Origin of the sequence: Bacillus sp. FSL M8-0277, from assembly GCF_037975305.1 — a bacterium.
Classification (GTDB): Bacteria; Bacillota; Bacilli; order Bacillales; family Bacillaceae; genus Bacillus; species Bacillus pumilus.
Genome location: NZ_CP150255.1, coordinates 3,101,554 through 3,123,570 on the forward strand (window position 1 = coordinate 3,101,554; position 22,017 = coordinate 3,123,570).

At 43.0% G+C, this 22,017-nt stretch carries 24 protein-coding genes and 1 pseudogene; 3 read left to right on the top strand and 22 right to left on the bottom strand.

From position 1 onward, the window contains the following. Nucleotides 1-29 precede the first annotated feature (29 nt). The gene (locus tag MKZ05_RS15775) at nt 30-1,007 is read left to right on the top strand and encodes a D-glycerate dehydrogenase (RefSeq protein WP_003213741.1); all 978 of its coding nucleotides are present in this window, start codon (nt 30-32) and stop codon (nt 1,005-1,007) included. A gap of 334 nt (nt 1,008-1,341) precedes the next feature. After that, nucleotides 1,342-1,680: pseudogene (locus tag MKZ05_RS15780) on the top strand (ribonuclease); the annotation flags it as partial. 50 nt (nt 1,681-1,730) lie between these two features. Here the strand turns inward: MKZ05_RS15780 and MKZ05_RS15785 are convergent. From MKZ05_RS15785 to MKZ05_RS15865, 17 genes are all read right to left on the bottom strand, one after another. Then, entirely contained in the window at nt 1,731-2,474 is a 744-nt protein-coding gene (locus MKZ05_RS15785) for an arylamine N-acetyltransferase (protein ID WP_309215982.1), read from the bottom strand. 39 nt (nt 2,475-2,513) lie between these two features. Continuing rightward, nucleotides 2,514-2,771 carry an HPr family phosphocarrier protein gene (locus tag MKZ05_RS15790; RefSeq protein ID WP_003212821.1) on the bottom strand — a complete coding sequence of 86 codons (258 nt, stop codon included), beginning with the start codon at nt 2,769-2,771 and terminating at the stop codon, nt 2,514-2,516. Nucleotides 2,772-2,797: 26 nt separating this feature from the next. After that, nucleotides 2,798-3,748: a DNA-binding protein WhiA gene (gene whiA, locus MKZ05_RS15795; RefSeq protein WP_003213321.1), complete on the bottom strand. Its 951-nt coding sequence runs from the start codon at nt 3,746-3,748 to the stop codon at nt 2,798-2,800. A 17-nt stretch (nt 3,749-3,765) separates the two neighbouring features. After that, nucleotides 3,766-4,725, bottom strand: coding sequence for a YvcK family protein (locus MKZ05_RS15800; RefSeq protein ID WP_012011357.1), 960 nt, complete (start codon nt 4,723-4,725; stop codon nt 3,766-3,768). Next, entirely contained in the window at nt 4,726-5,613 is an 888-nt protein-coding gene (gene rapZ / locus MKZ05_RS15805) for an RNase adapter RapZ (RefSeq protein WP_034620188.1), read from the bottom strand. It abuts the gene before it with no gap. A 39-nt stretch (nt 5,614-5,652) separates the two neighbouring features. Beyond that, nucleotides 5,653-6,117, bottom strand: a complete 465-nt coding sequence (locus MKZ05_RS15810; protein WP_003213484.1) for an 8-oxo-dGTP diphosphatase — start codon at nt 6,115-6,117, stop codon at nt 5,653-5,655. Between the two features lie 357 nt (nt 6,118-6,474). Further along, nucleotides 6,475-7,425: a thioredoxin-disulfide reductase gene (trxB, locus tag MKZ05_RS15815; protein ID WP_034620189.1), complete on the bottom strand. Its 951-nt coding sequence runs from the start codon at nt 7,423-7,425 to the stop codon at nt 6,475-6,477. A 233-nt stretch (nt 7,426-7,658) separates the two neighbouring features. Further along, nucleotides 7,659-9,044: a C40 family peptidase gene (locus MKZ05_RS15820; RefSeq protein ID WP_137054366.1), complete on the bottom strand. Its 1,386-nt coding sequence runs from the start codon at nt 9,042-9,044 to the stop codon at nt 7,659-7,661. A 363-nt stretch (nt 9,045-9,407) separates the two neighbouring features. Further along, nucleotides 9,408-10,865 carry a tetratricopeptide repeat protein gene (locus MKZ05_RS15825; protein WP_339160528.1) on the bottom strand — a complete coding sequence of 486 codons (1,458 nt, stop codon included), beginning with the start codon at nt 10,863-10,865 and terminating at the stop codon, nt 9,408-9,410. Between the two features lie 131 nt (nt 10,866-10,996). Continuing rightward, a complete protein-coding gene (hisIE, locus tag MKZ05_RS15830) occupies nt 10,997-11,626 on the bottom strand; it encodes a bifunctional phosphoribosyl-AMP cyclohydrolase/phosphoribosyl-ATP diphosphatase HisIE (RefSeq protein WP_339160530.1) in 630 nt (209 codons plus the stop codon). Beyond that, complete coding sequence (gene hisF, locus MKZ05_RS15835) at nt 11,623-12,381, bottom strand: imidazole glycerol phosphate synthase subunit HisF (RefSeq protein WP_339160532.1); 759 nt, start codon at nt 12,379-12,381, stop codon at nt 11,623-11,625. Before hisF ends, hisIE begins: the two co-directional genes overlap by 4 nt. Continuing rightward, nucleotides 12,378-13,115 carry a 1-(5-phosphoribosyl)-5-[(5-phosphoribosylamino)methylideneamino]imidazole-4-carboxamide isomerase gene (gene hisA, locus MKZ05_RS15840; RefSeq protein WP_106029367.1) on the bottom strand — a complete coding sequence of 246 codons (738 nt, stop codon included), beginning with the start codon at nt 13,113-13,115 and terminating at the stop codon, nt 12,378-12,380. Before hisA ends, hisF begins: the two co-directional genes overlap by 4 nt. Further along, a complete protein-coding gene (gene hisH, locus MKZ05_RS15845; RefSeq protein WP_339160533.1) occupies nt 13,112-13,750 on the bottom strand; it encodes an imidazole glycerol phosphate synthase subunit HisH in 639 nt (212 codons plus the stop codon). Before hisH ends, hisA begins: the two co-directional genes overlap by 4 nt. Then, nucleotides 13,750-14,334, bottom strand: a complete 585-nt coding sequence (gene hisB / locus MKZ05_RS15850; protein WP_113387401.1) for an imidazoleglycerol-phosphate dehydratase HisB — start codon at nt 14,332-14,334, stop codon at nt 13,750-13,752. The genes hisH and hisB overlap by 1 nt, the downstream gene beginning before the upstream one ends. Continuing rightward, the gene (gene hisD / locus MKZ05_RS15855; RefSeq protein WP_335365199.1) at nt 14,331-15,620 is read right to left on the bottom strand and encodes a histidinol dehydrogenase; all 1,290 of its coding nucleotides are present in this window, start codon (nt 15,618-15,620) and stop codon (nt 14,331-14,333) included. Before hisD ends, hisB begins: the two co-directional genes overlap by 4 nt. Continuing rightward, entirely contained in the window at nt 15,617-16,258 is a 642-nt protein-coding gene (hisG, locus tag MKZ05_RS15860; protein ID WP_003213329.1) for an ATP phosphoribosyltransferase, read from the bottom strand. The genes hisD and hisG overlap by 4 nt, the downstream gene beginning before the upstream one ends. Then, nucleotides 16,251-17,426 carry an ATP phosphoribosyltransferase regulatory subunit gene (locus tag MKZ05_RS15865; RefSeq protein WP_339160536.1) on the bottom strand — a complete coding sequence of 392 codons (1,176 nt, stop codon included), beginning with the start codon at nt 17,424-17,426 and terminating at the stop codon, nt 16,251-16,253. Before MKZ05_RS15865 ends, hisG begins: the two co-directional genes overlap by 8 nt. Before the next feature lie 233 nt (nt 17,427-17,659). On the opposite strand from MKZ05_RS15865, the gene MKZ05_RS15870 reads away from it, so the two are divergent. After that, the gene (locus tag MKZ05_RS15870; protein ID WP_339160538.1) at nt 17,660-18,454 is read left to right on the top strand and encodes a C39 family peptidase; all 795 of its coding nucleotides are present in this window, start codon (nt 17,660-17,662) and stop codon (nt 18,452-18,454) included. 215 nt (nt 18,455-18,669) lie between these two features. Here MKZ05_RS15870 and MKZ05_RS15875 read toward each other — a convergent pair whose 3' ends face one another. From MKZ05_RS15875 to MKZ05_RS15895, 5 genes are all read right to left on the bottom strand, one after another. After that, entirely contained in the window at nt 18,670-19,311 is a 642-nt protein-coding gene (locus tag MKZ05_RS15875; RefSeq protein ID WP_339160540.1) for an NAD(P)-dependent oxidoreductase, read from the bottom strand. Nucleotides 19,312-19,397: 86 nt separating this feature from the next. Next, nucleotides 19,398-19,826: an Rrf2 family transcriptional regulator gene (locus MKZ05_RS15880; RefSeq protein WP_003213266.1), complete on the bottom strand. Its 429-nt coding sequence runs from the start codon at nt 19,824-19,826 to the stop codon at nt 19,398-19,400. Between the two features lie 69 nt (nt 19,827-19,895). Then, entirely contained in the window at nt 19,896-20,414 is a 519-nt protein-coding gene (locus MKZ05_RS15885; RefSeq protein ID WP_003213425.1) for an acyltransferase, read from the bottom strand. Between the two features lies 1 nt (nt 20,415). Then, nucleotides 20,416-21,066, bottom strand: coding sequence for a pyrophosphatase PpaX (gene ppaX / locus MKZ05_RS15890; RefSeq protein ID WP_050944282.1), 651 nt, complete (start codon nt 21,064-21,066; stop codon nt 20,416-20,418). Further along, the gene (locus MKZ05_RS15895; protein ID WP_003213258.1) at nt 21,063-22,007 is read right to left on the bottom strand and encodes a nucleoside recognition domain-containing protein; all 945 of its coding nucleotides are present in this window, start codon (nt 22,005-22,007) and stop codon (nt 21,063-21,065) included. The genes ppaX and MKZ05_RS15895 overlap by 4 nt, the downstream gene beginning before the upstream one ends. Nucleotides 22,008-22,017: the final 10 nt, after the last annotated feature.

Consider the following 22,017-nt stretch of genomic DNA (forward strand, 5'->3'; position numbering starts at 1 on the left):
GATGATCATGTGAAAGGAGCGAGTTGACAATGAAACCACACATTTTTGTCGCCAAACCATTACCTGCTTCATTTGAGGAAATACTAAAGGAACATTGTACATACGAGGTGTGGCAATCCAAGGACCCCATTCCAAAAGATATTTTGTTTCAAAAACTGCAGCATGCTGATGGTCTTTTAACGTCTGGGACGAAAATCGATCAAGAGCTATTAGATCACGCACCAAAACTCAAAGTAGTGAGCAATAACTCTGTCGGCTATGACAATTTCGATATAGAATTGATGAGGCAAAGAGGCGTAATTGGTACACACACGCCTCATACACTCGACCACACTGTGGCTGACCTTGCATTTTCACTCATTCTTTCCTCTGCACGAAGAATTGCCGAGCTTGATCGTTTTATCCGTGAGGGGAAATGGACGAAATTTGTACAGGAAGAGGATATCTTTGGCATCGATGTCCATCATCAAACGCTTGGCATTATTGGCATGGGACGAATCGGAGAGCAAGTTGCCAAACGAGCTGCACATGGTTTTGATATGAATGTTCTGTATCATAACCGCAGCCGGAATGAAAAGGCTGAATCAGCATATGGCGCTTTATATTGCACACTTGATGACCTGCTAAAGCAAGCTGATATCATTGTGTTGATTACACCGCTGACCGATGAAACGTATCATATGATTGGCGAACGAGAATTGAAGTTAATGAAGCAAACGGCTTTATTTGTAAACATCTCCCGCGGGAAAACAGTGGACGAAAAAAGCCTCATTCAAGCGCTTCAAGAGGGATGGATCAAAGGCGCAGGTCTTGATGTGTTTGAACAGGAACCGCTTCAGGAGAATCATCCTTTCAAAGAAATGAACAATGTCACCCTTGTTCCCCACATCGGTTCCGCTACTGAAACAACACGGGATCTTATGCTGAAACGAGCCATTCATAATGTGATTCATGGAATTGATGGCAAAGCCCCTGTAGATATTGTGAAGGAGCTTGCTTCATCTTAATCGGAAAAGACGCAGGATTCAGAGCTGCGTCTTTTTATTTATTTCAATAGAAGGATATCAGGAAAAAAGCCTCATTTTAGCAAAGATCCTGTTTCTTTACATTTCCTTCATATTCGGGTGCTATAATATGAGGTAGACAAGCATCAAGAGGACAGCTTCCGATTTCCTTAATAGGAGGATGAAGATGAAAAAAATCAGTTCGGTTTTTACTATGTTTGCTCTGATCGCTGCTATTCTGTTTTCTGGTTTTATTCCGCAGCAAGCCTATGCCGAAACACCACTTACACCGACCGCCACAAATGAAACAGCTTCTGTTCAACTGACATCAGATGTTCATACCCTTGCCGTCATTAATACGTTTGATGGTGTAGCCGATTATTTGATTCGCTACAAACGACTGCCTGATAACTACATCACAAAATCACAAGCAAGTGCTCTTGGATGGGTGGCATCAAAGGGAAATCTAGCAGAGGTTGCCCCAGGCAAAAGCATCGGTGGAGATGTTTTCTCTAACCGGGAGGGACGTCTTCCTTCAGCAAGCGGCCGCACATGGCGTGAGGCAGATATCAACTACGTCTCAGGCTTCCGCAATGCTGACCGCCTCTTGTATTCAAGCGACTGGCTCATTTACAAAACAACAGACCATTACGCTACATTCACACGTATTCGATAATCAATCAAAAAACAGCCCCATTTGACGCAGGGCTGTTTTTTTGATGCTACTTATGGCAGCAGGGTTTTCACGTATTCCTCAAAAGGCAGTGGCAGCGGTTTTTTCGACACTTCTTCATGTTCATGTATGGTGACATGATCCTCGGTGACGATTACACGTCCTGTTGGTGTGAGCTTTGAAGCAAGCGGTCTTTTGTTAAAAGGAGAGGCTTCATTTTCATAAATCTGCTTTCTCATTTGGACCAATGTAGGCTCACTCACCTCTTCCAATGTAAATGCATAGCCTGTTTCAGCGCCTTCCCCTCTGTCTAATTGGACAAGATGCGTACCTTTTTCGGTTTTCTCTTCTTTGACTCGAAACCGAATAGATGCTCCTTCCACCCATTCTTCAGTAAAGGGTACAGGCTGGAGAGGTAAATTCACACCAAAACCCGCATCAATCAGATACCGTTCGTTGTGATGATTCAGCGTCATGGCTACGTGCGTGCCATCAATTGCCCATGTGCCCGCTTCCTTGTTATACACGGTCCCTTGAACGAGCTGTACAGCGAGTCCTGCCTCTTTTAACACATAATATAAAAGAGGATTGAGATCGTAACAAAGACCTCCTCTGCCTCCTTCAAGAAGATGCTCTTTCAATCCTTCTTGATTCAAGGCATAGGATTGTTTGTTCAGCACAGATCTATTTTCAAATGGAAAGGTGTAGGCCATCTTTTTTAATAATGCAGGCAGGTCATCAAAGGTGATGGACTGGCCTTCGTATCCGATCTTTTGTAAAAATGCTGATTGCATCATGTTCATTCCCTTCTAAAAAAACTGAGTCTGTGAAGAGACTCAGTTTTCTTGATTGATAAAATCCGTTAACGCATCAATGGCTTCTTGTTCATCCGCACCATCTGCTATCAGTTTGACAGTGATCCCAGAGCTGATCGCAAGGCTCATGAGACCCATAATGCTCTTCGCATTGACTCTTTTTCCGTCCTTCTCTAGAAAAATTTCAGCCCCAAAGCGATTCGCTTCCTGTACGAACAAAGCAGCGGGACGTGCCTGCAAGCCTGTTTTCAACTGGATGGTGACCGTTTTTTCCACCATATGATCTGCCTCCCTTTTTCATTCTCCTATTTAAGTGTAACAGCTTGTCCGTTTCGTAATTGTTCTGCAATTTGATCTAGCTTTCTTAAGCGGTGATTAATGCCTGATTTGCTGATCTTGCCGCTTTCCACCATTTCTCCCAATTCCTTTAGCGTGACCTCTTGATAGTCGACTCGCAGCTTTGCAATTTCTCGCAGCTTATCTGGCAGGGCATCAAGTCCAATTTTTTCATCAATGAATTGAATGTTCTCGACCTGGCGCAGGGATGCACCAATCGTTTTATTCAAGTTTGCTGTTTCACAATTGACGAGCCGGTTCACGGAATTCCGCATATCACGGACGATCCGAACGTCTTCGAAGCGAAGAAGTGAATTATGCGCACCTACAACACTTAAGAATTCAGTAATTTTTTCGGCTTCTTTCATATATGTGATGTAGCCTTTTTTACGCTCAAGTGTTTTACTGTTGAGATGAAATTGGTTCATCAGCTCACAAAGGGCATCATTGTGTTCTTTATATAGTGAAAAAATCTCAAGGTGATAGGAAGACGTTTCTGGATTATTTACAGAACCGCCTGCTAAAAAAGCACCTCTCATATAGGAGCGCTTACAGCATCTTTTCTTTACAAGCTCTTCTGAAATATTACGCTCAAATACAAATTGCTCACCTAATATTTTCAAATCCTCTAAAATGGTTTTCGCTCGTTCTACCAGTCTGACAATATACACATTATTCTTTTTTAATCTCATTTTCTTACGAACGAGCAGCTCGACTGTGACATCATATTTCTTTTTTAGCAGCGTATAAATCCGTCTTGCGATAGCTGCGTTCTCTGTTTGTATATCTAGAATTAATTTTCGATTAGAGAAAGATAATGAACCGTTCATACGGATGAGGGCAGAAAGCTCTGCTTTTGTGCAGCAGTCCTTCACGTCCAGATTAGTCAGCTCTTTTTTTGTTTCGGATGCAAATGACATCCTTGCCACCCCCATTCCTATTTTTTCTTATGCAGCAGGTCGACAAGCAGCGCGGCTACTTTCAGCGTGTCGTGACGAATCACATGCTGGTCGTATGTAATGATTTCCCCTGGGATGACTTCCAGTCCCATTGCCTTGAGTACATCTGTGTCGAACTGTACAGGCTGTGCCTGTTCTTCTGCATATTTTGCTTTGATCTCTTCTGGAATTTCTTTATTGTTTACAAAAATGGTATCAATAAATGGACGAACCATATGATCGTTTAATGCCTGCACATGATCAGCTGCACTGTAGGAAAGCGTTTCCCCTGGCTGCGTCATGACATTGCAAATATACACTTTTTTCGCCTTAGAACGAATCACTTCTTCGCCAATATGCGGTACAAGCAAGTTTGGCAAGATACTTGTATACAAGCTGCCAGGTCCAATGACGATCAAATCGGCTTCACGAATGACTTGAATCGATTCTGGGAGCGGCTCAATCGTATCAGGTGTGAGGAACACTCGTTTAATTCGCTCACCATAGGTTGGGATTTTTGATTCTCCTGTTACCACTTGCCCATTTTCTAATTCAGCATGTAGAACAACACTTGAATTCGCTGCTGGCAAGACTTTTCCTCTCACATTTAAGACCTTGCTCATTTCTGTGACGGCATGAAAAAAATCACCGGTTATATTTGTCATGGCCGCAAGAATGAGGTTGCCAAGAGAGTGGCCTGTTAAGTCATTCCCTTTGTTAAAACGGTGCTGAAATAAGTCTTCTACAAGCGGTTCAACATCAGAAAGAGCTGCAAGGACATTTCGAATATCGCCTGGGGGCGGAATATTCAAATCATGCCGCAGTCTGCCTGAGCTGCCTCCGTCATCAGCAACCGTTACAATAGCGGTAATGTCCACTGGCTTTGTTTTTAGGCCTCTGAGCAAAACAGATAAGCCAGTGCCCCCGCCAAGAATGACCACCTTTGGAAGTGTCGTCATCTATTTTCTGCTTCTCTTTTCAATGTCCCGGTGAGTGACATGAGTGTAGTAGTCATTTTTAAAATACTCCGATAAGTAGTTCGCTAGCGTCACTGATCGGTGCTGTCCGCCTGTACAGCCAATAGCGATCACAAGCTGGCTTTTTCCTTCTCGTTTATAGGACGGAAGCATAAAGCTGAGAAGGTCAATTAATTTCTCTGTGAATTTTTGTGTCTCGCTCCATTTCATTACATAGGAACGCACTTCTTCATCGTTTCCAGTCTGTGGACGCATGCTCTCAATATAGTAAGGATTTGGCAGAAATCTCACATCAAATACAAGATCAGCATCAATCGGCAGACCGTATTTAAAACCGAAGGACATCACATTCACTGTAAACACCTGCCCTTGGGTCGTGGCAAAGTGCGCGACAATTTTTTCTCGAAGCTGTTTTGGTTTTAAATCCGATGTATCAAAAATCATTTGAGCCCGACCTTTTAACTCTTCTAACAGATCGCGTTCCATTGCGATTCCTTCGAGCGGCAAACCTGTAGTCGCAAGAGGATGCGAACGTCTCGTTTCTTTGTATCTTGAGACAAGCACCTTATCGTTTGCATCTAGAAATAATATTCTTGGTGTGATCCAGCCAAGATCACTCATTTCATCTAAGGCTGCAATCAAGCTGTCAAAGAATTCTCGTCCGCGCAAATCCATCACAAGGGCAACCTTACTCATCTTCGAATTCGATTCCTTCATGAGTTCTAGGAACTTTGGTAAAAGTGATGGCGGCAAGTTATCTACACAGAAGTAACCTAAATCTTCAAAGCTTTGAATGGCAACGGTTTTCCCCGCACCTGACATTCCTGTAATAATCACAAGCTGAATATCTTCTTGTTTGTGCGTATTCATGCCTGCTTCCTCTCCTTCTTTATAAAAACGGTTCATGTATTAGTCTCCTTGAGGATCTAACCGATAAGCAATCAATTCAAAATCAGGTGTATACGTAAAAGTACCGTGAAGAAGTCCTTTTCCCTTTAGCATGAAATCAAGAATATGGGAATCCCCTGGTGCCATCGGTAAATGCGGCACATCCTTTACTTCATGCCACTTTAAAATGCCTTCCTCTGACTCTGTCACGTTTTTTCCAGTAAATGAATCTGCCATAAAGGTGAACATCATCCACTCTTGAACGATTTGATCGCCTTCTTTTATGATAAAGGTAAAAACACCTTTTAACTGTGGATTTAAAATATAAATTCCTGTTTCTTCTCTATACTCTCGAACGACTGAATCCTTGACCGATTCTCCGCTTTCCATTTTTCCGCCCGGCGCTACCCACCAGCCTCGTCTTGGCTTTTGCAGCAAGAGAACTTGATCTTCGTGATGCAGCACACAATTGGTTACTCGTTGCATCAGCTGTCACCTACTCTTTTATGTCTTTAACTTATTATACAGGTTCATCCTGACTCCCACAATGAACATGCCCCTTCTTCACCGAAAACAGACCGAATTTCGTCTGAAAGAAGTGGCGGGCATTTTCTCTACTCTTTATTTTACAGCAACCAATGGTTCTCCATGCGTCATTTGTGAACATCTCATGAATTTCTGATTTTAAGCAAAAAAAAGGACACGGATTCTCATCCGTGCCAAACATGTATTCCTTATAAAAGGGGGTCAATTACTAGTTTTATCATAACGGAAAATTGTTTCACCCGTGTTACATTCCAGTTAAAAGCCCATGACGCTATATTAAGGATTTACGACAGCCTTTTATTTCGTTGCTTTAAGTTTTTCAGCAAGCTCTTCTACATAATGCTGTGCGCTTTGTGCGGCAATACTTCCGTCACCTGTTGCTGTCACAATTTGACGGAGTGTTTTTTCACGAATATCACCAGCGGCGAAAATGCCTTCCACTCTCGTTTCCATTCTTTCGTTTGTTTCGATGTAGCCTTCTTTATTTGTAATGCCGAGATTTTCAAATGGTTTAGACAGTGGCAGCATTCCGATATAGATAAAGGCGCCATCTGTTTTAAAGTCTTCTTCTTCACCAGTCACCGTATCAATCAAAGTCACACTGCCGACTTTACCGTTTTCTTCATTAATTTGTTTAACGGTTTTGTTCCACATGAAGTCGATTTTTTCATTATCAAAAGCACGTGCTTGTAAAATGCTTTGGGCACGAAGCTTGTCGCGTCTATGAACGATCGTTACTTTTGACGCAAAGCGTGTGAGGTACACACCCTCTTCTACCGCAGAGTCTCCTCCACCAATGACGACGAGCTCTTTGTTTTTAAAGAAAGCACCGTCACATACTGCACAGTAAGAGACGCCTCGGCCGCCAAGTTCTTTTTCACCTGGTGCACCGATTTTTTTGTATTCCGCACCTGCTGCAATAATGACAGAGCGTCCTTTGTATTCTTTTGAACCGGCTTTGACGATTTTGTACTCTTCACCGTCTACGATTTCTTTGATATCGCCATATGCATACTCAGCACCGAATTTCTTCGCATGGTCAAACATTTTATTTGAAAGTTCTGGCCCTAAAATGCTTTCAAAGCCAGGATAGTTCTCGACATCTTCCGTATTAGCCATTTGACCGCCTGGAATCCCTCTTTCAATCATCAATGTTGAAAGATTTCCACGAGATGTATAAACAGCGGCTGTCATTCCGGCAGGTCCCGCTCCAATGATGATCGTATCGTAGATTTTTTCTTCTGACACAACTGTCACTCCCTCTTCAATTGCTGCTAGCATTTCTTATTAGAATGCCCTTGGGTGATGCTTCCATTCATGACAGAAAGCATCCATTCCACTCTTATTTTTATTCCTTACCCATATCCTATTAAATCTGCGGATAATAAGCGAATCATTTGCTCATATGTTCAAAAAAAGAAAAAGCTTCCTTAAACTGCTGTTTAAGGAAGCCTGTTTACGGTTATATAGTAAGTAATGATTTATTCAACGACTCTTCTTACAACGCCATTGAATGCTTTTTTCCAGTAAACATTGCTCATAGAGTCAACTGAAACACCGCGAGAGCTGTTATCGTTCAAGAATGTACCGTTTCCTAAGTAAATACCAACGTGTCCATTTACTTTATACGTATCAAAGAACACAAGGTCTCCGCGTTTCATGTCAGATGCACTTACAGCTCTTCCTTTACCTACAAGCGTATCTGTTGTTGTACCGCCAACTGGTCCAAGGTTGATGCCTGCTGATGCAAATGCCCAGCGAACGAATGAAGAACAGTCAAAACGACGTGCGTCAATATCAGCTTGTGATCTGCCACCAGCCCATTTATATGGAGATTGTCCAACAATGGAAGAACCTGTGCTGATTGCACCTTCGATTCCGCCTACGTTACTGCTGACAGGTGATCCACCGCCAGTAGATGGCTTCTTGCTTGGTGAACTGCTGTTGTTATTATTGTTGTTTGAAGATCCACTGTTACTGTTATTTGAAGACGAGCTGCTGTCGTTCGTTGAGCTGTTGTCTTCTGCTTGAACACTAGCTTGACGCTGCTGTTGTCTTTGTACTTTTTCTTCTTTTGCTTTTTGAGCTGCTTCTCTTGCTTCTTTTTCAGCTTGTTTTTGAGCAGTGATTGTTGCGTCTTTTTCAGATGCAATGCTGTTAGCCTCACTGTTTAACTCGCTAATTTGAGAAGAAGCACTTCCTTTTTGCTTTTTCACTTGCTTGAATAGCTTGTCTTTTTCATCAAGCTGTTTATTCAAGTCTGTTTGAAGTGTTTCAAGCTTTGTAAGTGTCTTTTGAACATCTTCAAGCTTTGTGTTTAATTCGTTTTCAGACTTTTGGAGCTCAGCTTTGTCTTTTTCTTGCTCTTTAATGATTTCGCTGTCTGCGTTGATGAGTGTAGATACTGCACCTGCACGGCTGATGAAATCGCTAAAGCTTTTCGCTCCTAGTAATACATCTATGTATTTCGTAGAACCGCCGCTTTCTTGAAGCGCACGTACACGCTTTTTCAAGAATTTGTTTCGATCTTCAATACGTTTTTCAGTATCAGCAATGTCTTTTTTCAGTGCATTGATTTCTTTTTTCGTTTGTTCATTTTCTTTTTGTTTTTCTTCGATTTGATCACTTGTTTTTAAAGCTTTCTCGTCAATTTCTTTTAGCTTTAGTGCAAGTGCCTCTTGTTTTGCTTCAAGCTTTGAAAGCTCATCTTTTTTCTTTTGAAGGTTTTTGTTGACCTCAGATTGCTTGCTGTCCAGCTCTTGTTTCTTTTGTTCAAAGTTCTGTGCGTTTGCTTCATGAGTAAATGGGATAAATAAACTGCTCGCTCCGATGACCGAAGCTAAACCGAAAGTAATAAACTTTTTCACGAATAGTTCCTCCTTTGACAATTTCCAAGCGACATGAGAAAGCAGCAAATTCTCTGCGACCAATCTGTGCTATCTATGTCTTTCTTCCTGATTGATCAGTCAGATGTTGACCAGATTGTTTCTATCACTAGGTGTTTCATTATGTATAGTAAAATATCTAAATATATGTCTTTGTTTTAATCCACGATTTTCATTATACATGAGACATCGACAAAATGAGCTAATATTTTTATTACATTTATGTTTCAAAAACATGTCGTGATTGTCATACTTCGCCAAATCCTTGCAAATCCCACCTTTTTATCCAAGAAAAAAGCATGACCTTTTCGGCCATGCTGCAATCTTCTAAATCTATTTACCTATTTAATCAATTAATGTACAAATGACTTGTTCATATTTAGACAGTGTTTGAACACTGATTTGAAAAGAGGCTGCAATCTCTTTTTTGCTCATAGATTCTTCTTGCTCCTGCATCCATAAATAATAAGATGCTGCTGCCCATGCAGGCGCATTTTTCTTATCTACGCCAGAAGCACGTGCCTGCTGAATAATATGGAATAACCAAAAATAAGGCATATGGCTGTCAGGCTGAACAGCTTCTTCCAAGCTGGATGCCGCCTGTTTTGCGAAAACCGCATCTTCTGAAAAAGACCGTTCTTCCATTTCATCTTCGTATAAGAGCAGTTCAATGAATTGCTGTTCAAAAGCTGTTTTCGCTGCGCGTGCATCAAGGACAGATTGAAGAACGTCACGTTCCCCTTTTTGTTTGCTTACATAGTACGCCGTCAGCCGTTCCTCAATGGAGACCATTGGCTCAGTCTCCTCAGGTTTATCCTGCCACGGCTTGATTTCATCTGCATCGATATCTTCTTCGACCATCTTATCCCAAACCGTCTGTGCAAGCGTTTTGTGACCTGTATAATAAGCTGCGCTTGCGAGCCAGTATAAAAATGTACTATCTCCTTGAAAGCCTGTTTTGTACAAAGAATAAAGCCATTTAAAGGCCCATTCAAATTCTCCAACTAGGGCAAATGTTGCGCCAAGCTTATAACGCTGTTCACTTAATATTGGATACACGTGCGTTAATTGCTTTGCTAACGTATTGACCTTCTCTTCTTCTTTTTCATAATGATAGAAGACTAGCTGGTTGCAAAGGGCATGCAGATTACCCGGATTTTCATGTAGAACCCGGTTCAGCATCTCTTTTGCCTGATGGATTTGACCAGAATAAAAATAGGCCAATGCGAGATTATTATACGCTGACCAAAATTCTGGATACTCAACAATCATCTGTTCCAGCATCTCAATGGCTTCATCAAGCCTGCCGCTTTCCAGTAAGTGATTTGCTTGATCCTGCTTCACAATCAGGTCATCCTGATCGTAAGGAAAATCTTCGTCCTCTTCGTCACTCATATCGAGCAGGTCGAGAAGGTCATCATTTTCATCTGCAAATTCCCCGTTCTCTTCTAATGTAGCATAGGCAGTCGCTGACTTATATGCCTCTTGAAAGAGTCCTAGATTCGCATAATTATTGGCTTTAAAATAGTGACACTCAGACATATTTTCATCAATATGTTCAAGGATGAAATCAAGCAGTTCATTTGATTGTTGGAAATGACCCATTTCAGTATAAATAATAGCAAGCTGTGACAGCATTTCTACATTTTCAGGCTCAAGTACGATAGCCCGCTGTATGAGCTTACTCGCTTTAGATAGATTTCTTTCTCTATAAGCTTTTAGACCTTTATGAAAAAAGTAATGCCCATCTTGGAATAGCTGGACGACTTGTGTGTGATTATTTTGAGAAGTGTATTTACTCACTGATACCCTCCATTTCGAACAGTGTACCGTGTGTAGTATAACATACTTCAAGAGTCGTCACATAGAACAAAAGAAAAGGAAGGATTTGTTTTTCACTTGGGAAATAAAAAGCCGGAGGTGCCCCCGGCTTTTTACTCACTTTGATGACGTTTTTTTAATACTTTTAATACATCATCAAGCGGCAATTGCTGTTCACGTAATAACACAAGCAGGTGATACAGAAGATCAGCTGTTTCCCATTTCAATTCTTCTTGATCCCGGTTTTTCGCCGCAATGATGACCTCTGACGCTTCTTCCCCTACCTTTTTCAGGATTTTATCGACCCCTTTTTCAAATAGATAGGTTGTATAAGCGCCTTCTGGCATTTCTGCCTGACGTTTCGCAATCACCTGTTCAAGTTCATTTAAAATGGCAAAACGATCCTGCTCTTCCGTTTGACGCTTCACGCCTTCTTCCGAAAAGCAGCTATAGCTGCCAGTGTGGCAAGCTGGTCCACTTGGTGTGACAAGAACAAGCAGAGCATCCTTGTCACAGTCATATCGAATGGATGTGACTCGCTGAGTATGTCCAGATGTGGCGCCTTTGTGCCAAAGCTCGTTTCTTGACCGGCTGTAAAACCATGTTTCTCCTGTTTCTAGTGTTTTTTCATAGGATTCTTGATTCATATACGCCAATGTCAATACTTCCTTACTTTGAGCATCCTGTACAATCGCAGGTATCAGGCCTGCCTCATTAAAGGATAATTCGTTTGCCTGTTTCATCTGACCTTCACCCCGTGTTCTCTCAAGTATGTCTTTACCTCTTGAATTGAAGTCTCTTTATAATGAAAAATGGAAGCTGCTAAAGCTGCATCCGCTTCTCCTTTTGTAAATGCCTCCAACATATGCTGAGCATTGCCAGCGCCTCCTGAAGCAATGACAGGTGCGGTGACAGCTTCTGACACAAGCTTTGTTAATTGATGATCAAAGCCCTTTTTCTCACCGTCGGCATCCATACTTGTCAGCAAAATCTCTCCTGCCCCCCTCAGCACGGCTTCTTTTGCCCAATCGCTAACCTCTATATCCGTTTGACGACGCCCTCCGTGTGTATAAACCATGTACGCTTTTTTCTCTTCATCGTACTTTGCATCTATTGCGACGACGATGCACTGGGAACCAAAAAAATCGGCACCTTCTGAAATGAGTTCTGGTCTTAAAACTGCCGCTGTATTTACAGATACTTTGTCTGCACCCGCTCTTAATATGCGCTTCATGTCATCAAGGTGATTAATTCCGCCGCCTACCGTAAAAGGGATGGCAAGAGTGGACGCCACTTGCTTGACCACATCCACCATCGTTTTCCGGCCTTCATGAGAGGCAGAAATATCAAGAAAGACGAGTTCATCCGCCCCTTCCTCATCATATATCTGCGCTAATTCTACCGGATCACCAGCATCCTTTAAGCCGAGAAATTGCACCCCTTTAACCACACGACCTTCCTTCACATCGAGACATGGGATGATTCGTTTTGTCATCATACGCGGTCAAGCCCTTCAATTGCTTCAGCTAAAGTAAACCGCTCCGTATAAAGTGCCTTTCCAATGATCGCACCAGAAACGCCTGACTGTTTTTGTGCTGACAGCTTTTGGAGATCGGCTACCGAACTGATACCGCCTGAGGCAATAACTTGTTTGCCAGTAGCTTCTGCTAAGCGAACTGTACTTTCCACATTGGGACCAGCCAGCATGCCGTCCATTTGAATATCTGTGAAAATAAAGACCTCCGCGCCTTCCTTTGCCAATTCTTTGCCGAGATCCTCCGCCTTCACTTTCGACGTTTCAAGCCACCCCTCAGTCGATACAAAGCCATTTCGCGCATCGATGCCAATCGCTATTTTCTCCCCATATTGCGCAAGCATTTTTTTCACAAAGGCAGGGTTAGAAACAGCCGAGCTGCCAAGGATGACTCTAGCTACACCATTGTTTATATAAAAGGCAACGTCTTCTTCTGTCCGAATGCCGCCGCCAATTTGTACATTTACATCTAAGGATGAAGCAATCGCCAGCACATGCTCATGATTCACGCGATTCCCCGCTTTCGCACCATCTAGGTCAACGAGATGAATCCACTTTGCTCCTTCATTTGCAAATCGCGTCGCCATATCGAGCGGCGAATCTCCATAAATGGTTTCTTGATCATAATCTCCTTGCACGAGCCGTACACATTTGCCATTTCTCATATCAATTGCTGGATACAATGTAAATTCACTCATTTGTTCACCCTCTGTTCGTTTGCTAATTGAATAAATTGTTTGAGCAGCGCCATGCCCGTTGTACTGCTTTTTTCAGGGTGAAACTGTGCGCCTAGCACATTTCCCTTACCAACAACTGCTGGTACTTGAACGCCATAGTCTGCGCTTGCTAATTGCTCTTCTGGATTCATATCCCTCACATAATAAGAGTGAACAAAGTACGCAAATCCTTCCGGTACCCCGTCAAACAATGGGGAGGGCTGATGAAATGTGAGCTCATTCCACCCCATATGAGGCACCTTCAGCCTTTGCCCACCCTGGTCACGATCCTTTAGAAGAACGACACGCCCTTTTAGCAGCCCCAAACCTTTCGTACGCCCTGCCTCTTCACTTTCTTCAAATAACAGCTGCATCCCAAGACAAATGCCAAATAGCAGCTTTCCTTCCTGCACTACTTGGTGGATAAACGCCTCAAGCCCTGTCTGTTTTAACAGCTGCATCGCATCACGAAACGAACCGACCCCAGGCAAAATATAAGCATCTGCCTTTTTGAGCTCCTCCACATCAGAGGAGACGATATAACTGGCACCTGCTCGTTCCAGTGCTTTTGATACGCTGAACAAATTTCCCATTCCGTAATCAATGACTCCGATCATTAGAGCATCCCCTTTGTTGAAGGAATCCCTTTCACACGTGGATCAATGGTTGTTGCTTCATCTAAAGCACGTGCCATTGCTTTAAAAATAGCTTCAATTATATGGTGTGTATTGGTTCCATAGTGAACAATTACATGAAGATTTATACGAGCTTCTAACGCAAACTTCCAAAGAAACTCATGTACGAGCTCTGTATCAAAGGTACCGACCTTTTGACTTGGAAAGGCCGCTCTCATTTCTAAATGAGGACGATTGCTTAAATCGACCACGACCTGAGCAAGCGTTTCATCCATTGGAACAAAACTGGAGCCATATCGCTTGATTCCCTTTTTATCACCTAACGCTTCCTTAAACATTTGCCCAAGCACGATGCCGATATCTTCTGTTGTGTGGTGATCATCAACATCTGTATCTCCTTTCGCATCGACGGTCAAATTAAAGTGTCCATGCTTCGTAAATAGATCGAGCATGTGTGTCATAAAAGGGACATCTGTTTGAATATCCGCTTTTCCTTCCCCATCAATCTCTAACGATAACGAAATATTCGTTTCATTTGTTTGTCTCGCTGTTTCCGCCTGTCTCATGACGATTCTCCCCGCTTTCTCGATTCAATCGACCTTGCATGTGCTTCGAGCCCCTCTAACCTAGCAAAAGCCGCAATGCTATCCCTGTGTGTCTCAAAGGCTTCTTGACTATATGAAATAATGCTTGTTTTCTTTTGAAAATCCGTCACACCAAGCGGGCTAGAAAATCTGGCTGTTCCGTTGGTTGGCAGCACGTGATTCGGTCCTGCAAAATAATCTCCCACCGGCTCAGGGCTATAACGCCCTAAAAAAATCGCCCCTGCATGCTTGATTTGACCAAGAAATGATTCTGGATATGCTGTCAGCACCTCTAAATGCTCTGGCGCTAACTGATTGACGACGTCTACTGCACGATCCATGGAATCTGTCACGTATATACGGCCATGATGTTGTATGGATTGTGCAGCGATTGATTTTCTTGGCAAGGTGTCCAGCTGCGCTTGCACCTCAGCTCGCACATTTTCCGCAAGTGTCTTAGACGGGGTCACCAAAATACTAGATGCCAGCGCATCATGCTCTGCCTGAGAAAGTAAATCGGCCGCCACCTCATGTGCTATGGCCGTGTCATCTGCTAGAACCGCAATTTCACTAGGACCGGCAATCATATCAATGTCTACCTGACCAAATACTTCCCGCTTTGCCAGTGCGACATAGATGTTGCCTGGACCTGTGATTTTATCAACAGGCTGGATGCTTTCTGTTCCATAGGCAAGTGCCGCAATCGCCTGTGCACCGCCCATTTTATACATCTCTGTAATACCGAGCTCCTTCGCAGCAACGAGTACAGCGTCAGAGAGGTAGCCGTTTTTCCCTGGGGGTGTCACAAGGACAATTCGCTGAACACCAGCGACAAGCGCGGGAATCACATTCATCAAAACAGATGATGGATAAGCAGCTGTTCCGCCGGGGACATACACACCAACTGCCTCAAGTGGTGTCACCTTTTGTCCGAGCATCGAGCCATCCTGCTGGTGATAAAACCAAGAGGATGTCAGCTGACGCTCATGGTATGTGCGAATATGACGGATAGCCGTTTGGATCACATGAATCATGGCTGGGTCCAAACGTTCGGAGGCTTTTGTCATTTCCTCATCTGTGACAAGCGGATCTTCAAGCAGCACCCCATCAAATTGCTTTGTAAAAGACTGTACCGCTTGATCACCATTTAGCCTCACTTCTTGTATAATCCGCTGAACAGCCAGGCGCTGCTCTTCCGTGCCTGTATCTAAAGTCCGTTTGAGCGAGAGTGTCTCTGTCTCACCTTCTTGTATATAGGTGATGTTCATGATGTTTCCTCCCCTTCAATGATTCTTGCAAGGCGCTGCGCCATTTCATCGATCACCGCATCCTTCATCCGATAGCTCACAGGATTGACAATAAACCGTGATGTAATATCACAAATATGCTCCGTTTCAACAAGTCCGTTTTCCTTGAGTGTTTGACCTGTAGAGACAATGTCTACAATACGATCGGCGAGTCCGATGAGCGGTGCTAATTCAATGGAACCATTCAGCTTAATGATCTCCACCTGCTCCCCTTGCTCTCTAAAATAGGAAGATGCAACATTTGGGTACTTTGTTGCCACACGCGGCGCGACACCGCCCCAGCTGGCTCCCGGCAATCCGGCAACCGCTAAATGGCATTTACTGATGTTTAAATCAAGCACCTCGTACACATCACGAGCTTCTTCGAGCATGACATCCTTTCCTGCAATGCCAACATCTGCTACACCGTGCTCTACATAAGTCGTCACATCCATTGGCTTCGCTAAAATAAAGCGGAGGTTTTCTTCCGGTACATCGATGATTAACTTTCTTGAATCCTCGAATTCCTCTGGCAGTTGATATCCTGCCTGCCTTAACAGCCCTGCGGCTTCTTCAAATATTCGGCCCTTTGGCATCGCCATCGTCAACACTTTACCCATTTTGTTCTCCCTTTCTAGCGCCGATAAAATAAGTCACCTGCTCAAATGCCTTGGTCATCGCGTCAATATTTTCAATCCCTGCTAAGTCTTGCAGCACGATCTTTTTCCCTTTTGACCGCTCCTTTTCTGCAAAAGCAAAAGCCTCCAGCCGTTGTTCTTTACTAAAAATCACTGCCTCCTGCGGCTCATTGATTTCTTTTGCATCAAGTGCTTCAAGCAGACGGTCTAATCGAAGTCCGAATCCTGTAGCTGGTGCAGGTGCATCAAAATGAGCAAGCAATTGGTCATATCTGCCGCCACTTCCGATGACTGACCCAACATGATCTGCAAATACTTCAAACAAAATACCCGTGTAGTAGCTCATATGACTCACCATGCTTAAATCTAGACGGATATATTCTGTACAGCCGTAATCTTCAAGTGTCTCCCAAAGCGACTTTAACTGCGTAAGCACCTCTTTTCCTTCTTGTGAAACGACGATTTCCTCTGCCCGCTCTGTGACTTCCTGGCCGCCTCTTAACTCTAAAAGCTGTAACAGCCTCGTTTTATCGATGGAGGAGAGTGGCAATTGCTTCAAATGCTGACGGTACCCTACATAATTCTTTTCATATAAAAATTGGCGAAGAACGTTTGCACGCTCTGTATTTCCCAGTACATCTACAAATAACGTCTCTGCTAAAGCGACATGCCCAATCGCGATTTTGAAGGATTTGAGCCCAGCATTTTTTAATGCGAATACGACAAGCGCGATCACTTCAGCATCTGCACTAATCGAACCGTCTCCAATTAACTCAATTCCGACCTGCTCAAATTCTGATGGCCTTCCGCCTTCTCTTTCCTGTGCCCGGAACACATTGGCCGCATACCCAACGCGAAGCGGATACGCCTGTTCATGAAGCTTTGATGCTGCCACTCTCGCAATAGGTCCCGTCATATCAGGTCTGAGTACAAGGGTTTGCCCGTTCTGATCTAAAAGCTTAAAGAGCTGTGTATCTGTAATCGCCGATTGAACACCGACTGTATCGTAAAATTCAAGCGTTGGTGTCTCCATCAACCGGTAACCCCAACCGTTCATGACCTCTGTTAAGGAATGTCTCACTTTTTTCTTCGTCTCATACAATCCTGGTAATGAATCCCGCATACCATATGGTTTCTCAAACATAAACATGTTCTTCTGCACCTCCAACACATTAAAACAAAAAATTCCGAATCCTTTAGTTCGCTAATATGATAATATGCTAACAAAATAAAGTAATTAAATCAATCATTTTTATTTTCTCTCTATTTTCATGAAAAATTTGTGGAATTATTACATTCAAGTGACACCTATCTCTTTTCTACATGTTTGATAAAAGAACGTGCTATAATACTTAAAAATATTGATTAACACAGGAGATTACAATGAAGTTCATTCAGACATTAATCTTAACTTTGTTGTGCGCATGCCTTGTTTATTTCGGCTTTATATACGTGACACAAATCGACCAAGTCAAGAAAACAGCTTCACCACACGAAGCAGCCAAAGAAAAAGAAAATGATACGGCACTCGCAGCTGAAGAAACACGATCAACGAAAAAAACAGACACCACCTATTCTTCCTTAAAAGGAAGCAAAAAAGCCATGGACGTCATCCTTTACAATCAAATGGATGCCCCAAAGCTTTATAATGGATGCGAAGTCACAAGCTTAGCGATGCTTCTTCATTACAGCGGCTACAAGCAAGTGACGAAAGACACATTGGCAAATGAAATTAAACGTGTTCCACTCAATTATGAAAATGGCTTAAAAGGAGACCCACATGACGGGTTTGTAGGCGATATGGAGAATGGACCAGGTCTCGGTGTATACCATGAACCTATTTATCAGCTTGCGAAAAAATATGCGGGCGCTCAAGTCGTCGACTTAAGCGGAAAACCTGTCAAAAAGGCCATCTATCAATCACTTGAAAAAGGGTATCCTGTTTGGGTGATTACCACATCCACCTTTGACAAAATAGATAACATCGAAACATGGAATACACCAAATGGCAAAATAGATGTAAGCTTTAATATGCATAGCGTGATCATCACAGGCTATGACAAGGAGCATGTCTACTTAAATAACCCATACGGAGAAAAGAATCAAAAAGTCGATCGCGACCAGTTTGAAGATTCTTGGGAACAGATGGGCAGGCAGGCGATTATCATTAAAGCATAGAACAATTTCTCTTTGAAAACATGAAAACCCATCCTCTATCCGAATAGAGGATGGGTTTTTCATGATGATAGTATTTCCTTCAGACTGTTCTCAAGCTTTTCAGCTGTCATTACTCCTCCGCCTACACTGAAGCATTCAACCTTTTTTAATAAAAATGAGAGATAATTCTTGATCGTTAAACTCCTCACTCATCGTTTTTAGCGGCAACGAATCGCTTATTCTGCTTCAGATACAACGGTAAAACGTTCTCCAACATGGGCAGCCTGCTCAATTTCATCGACAAGCGCAATGGCGTAGTCGGCATAGCTCACATAGCTGTCACCTTTAGAATTGACAATCAGTTGGTCTTTCCCTTTCACATAAGAACCTGTGCGTTTGCCAGCTGGATCAAAGAATGCAGCAGGGCTGAGGAAAGTCCATTTTAATCCTACGGTTTGTTGAAGGTCTTTTAAGTTTTCACCTTGCTGTGAAGCAGTAGGCACATACTCCTTTGGAAATTCCGGTGTATCAACAAGTCTTGTTGTTTTGGCTTCATCAACAAAAAGACTGCCCGCTCCGCCCACAACGATTAAACGGGTACCGGGTACCTCTTTCAAAATATCAATCAGCTTTTTCCCTGCCTCTACGTGAAGGTGCTCTTGTCCAGCAGGTGCGCCAAATGCATTGACGAAGACATCAAGGCCTTTGATGTCTTCTGCTTGTAAATGAAACACATCCTTCTCAATAACAGCTACGGATGAATCTGTCACTTTTTTCGCATCTCGAACGATGGCTGTTACCTCATGTCCTCTTGATTGAGCCTCTTTTACAATTTCCTGTCCTGCTTTACCTGTAGCGCCAATAATGCCGATTTTCATATGAATTCCTCCTGTAAAATGATTTTATTTAATAAATAAAGGTGTAACCGATTTAGTTACAACAGAGGTAAAAAAAATTGAATAGATCATCCAATTTTTTTGATTAACACCTGCGTTAGTTCACTTAATTTGATCTCAGCAAGCACTTGCTCCATCGCACTTTGAGCGCGGCACAAGATTAACTCAAGCACAGCCTGGATATTTGCACCGATCGGACAGTCAGGATTTGGGCTTTCATGGATTTGAAACAATTCGCCCTCATCCACCACCTCAACCGCTTTATACACATCAAGCAGCGTGATATCGTCTTCACTGCGGTTCAGCTGAGAACCGCCTTTGCCAAGACTCGTTGAGATTAGGCCTGCTTTTTTTAATTTACTCATAATACGGCGGATGACCACTGGGTTTGTATTTACACTTCCCGCGATATCCTCCGATGTCTGTAATGATCCTTTTTCAAGTGATAGCAAGGCCAGAATATGGACAGCGACAGTAAATCTGCTGCTGATTTTCATGTTTTCTCACCTCTGTTGTAATCATTATAGTTACACCATAACATATTGTCAACAAAAAAGTCTGCCGAGCTACTCAGCAGACGTAGATTGACGTGCATTCATTTCTTCTTTCGTATAAATCATGCGCATTGGATTTCCTCCAACAAATGAGCCTGCTGGAACATCCTTATGAACAAGTGTACCAGCCGACACGATCGCCCCATCCCCAATGGTCACACCAGGTAAAATGGTGGAATTGGCTCCAATTAAGACTTCATCCCCAATATAGACTTCCCCAAGTCTGTATTCTTTAATCAAATACTCATGGGTCAAAATGGTTGTGTTATAGCCAATCACCGAATTTCGACCGACCGTGATTTTCTCAGGAAACATGAGATCCACCATGACCATTAAGGCAAACGCTGTATCTTCGCCAACCTTCATACGAAGAAAGGTTCGGTATATCCAATTTTTCATTCCCATAAAAGGCGTGTACCGTGCGATTTGAATGAAAATAAAGTTTTTCACCACTTTGAAAAAGGGGACCGTCCGATAGACTTGTCGTAACGAATTGACCCCTTTTACAGGATATCGATCTGTTTTTCTCAACTCAATCAGCTCCAACAATCGCCAGAAGATCACTCATTTTCTTTAGCATAAAATCAGGGCGATGCTTTAAAAGGGCCTCTTCTCCCTTAATTGACCAAGCAACACCTGCTGTTTTTGTCCCTGCCGCTTGACCAGACAAAATATCGTGATAATTATCGCCGACCATCACCGCTTCATGTGGATCACTGCCAAGCTTGGATAATGCCAGCTGGACTGGCTCCGGATGCGGCTTCTCATTTTGGACATCATCGAGCGTCACAATCACCTCAAAGAATGGCTCTAAACCGGTCAGCTTCAATCCCATTAACACTGTGTCACGTATCTTTGTTGTGACAATTCCAAGCTTAAATCCTCGATCCTGCAAAACCTTCAATGTATCTATAACAGTCTCATATTCAGTCACGAGCAGATCATGCTGTTCATGATTAAACGTACGGTACATCTGAATCATGTCATCCGTTAGATTAGGGTCCATCGCAGAGAATGTATCAAATAATGACGGACCAATGAAATGGAGGATCTCTTCACGGCTGTACTGACCAGGGTAATAATGATCAAGCGTATGTTGAAATGAAGCAATAATTAATTCATTCGTATTGATTAATGTGCCATCTAAATCAAATAGCACGGTGTTAACAGTTGATTCGTTCATATGGCTTCCTTTCTAACAACTGCGAGCTCGCGCTTTCGCCAAATATAGCTAATGGCAGCTGTTAATAAAATAGCAGATATCAGACGGATGACAAGAAGCGGCCACACAGGAATCCCAAGTGGAATAAATATCAGCGTGTCTTCGACTACTGCATGGCAGGCAACAAGGAAAATGAAAGCAAGGGTTAAATCCTTTTTACTCACGCCGTCCTCTTCCACTGCCTTCATCATCACGCCAGCTCCGTATGCTAGACCAATGGTTAACCCAGCGACCATCGTCATCGACGTATTTTCTTTCATTCCAAGCATTCTCGTAAATGGAGACAGCCACTTAGACAGCGTATGGAGCCATCCTAAATCTCTCATGAATTGAATGATGATCATGAGAGGGATGACGATACAGGCGAGCTGGAGCACACCGAGTACGGCTTTTTGTAAAGCGACAAGGACGATCATGTACCAGCTGGAAGGCACATCAGCCGTTTGGGCTGCTGTCAGCAGTCCATATTGTGCCGGCTCCTGGCCTCCCTGCCAAACGAGATGAATGACAATAGCCGAAACAACAGCAAGACTGATTCTGACCAGCAAAATGACAGACACTCTCAGTCCAACTTTTGCTGCCACAGTCGATTCGATGATCAGGTTGTGACAAAAGGACAGCATCACGGCCAAAATAAACACTTCCTTCACAGGAAGATCTAAAGTCAAAATGGCCGCTATGCCCGCATACAAGTTCAGCACATTTCCTAACACAAGCGGAATGGCTGCTTCTCCTGAAAGACCAAACAATCCCATAAATGGCCGTATGAATTGAATGATCCAATCCATAACAGGCGTATGCTGCAAGATACTGACGAGAATGGTAACCGGAAAGATGACTTTTCCAAGTGTCCAAGTTGTCGATAGCCCTGCTTTTAAGCCGTTTTTCCATGTCTCCTGCATCCTTCTGATC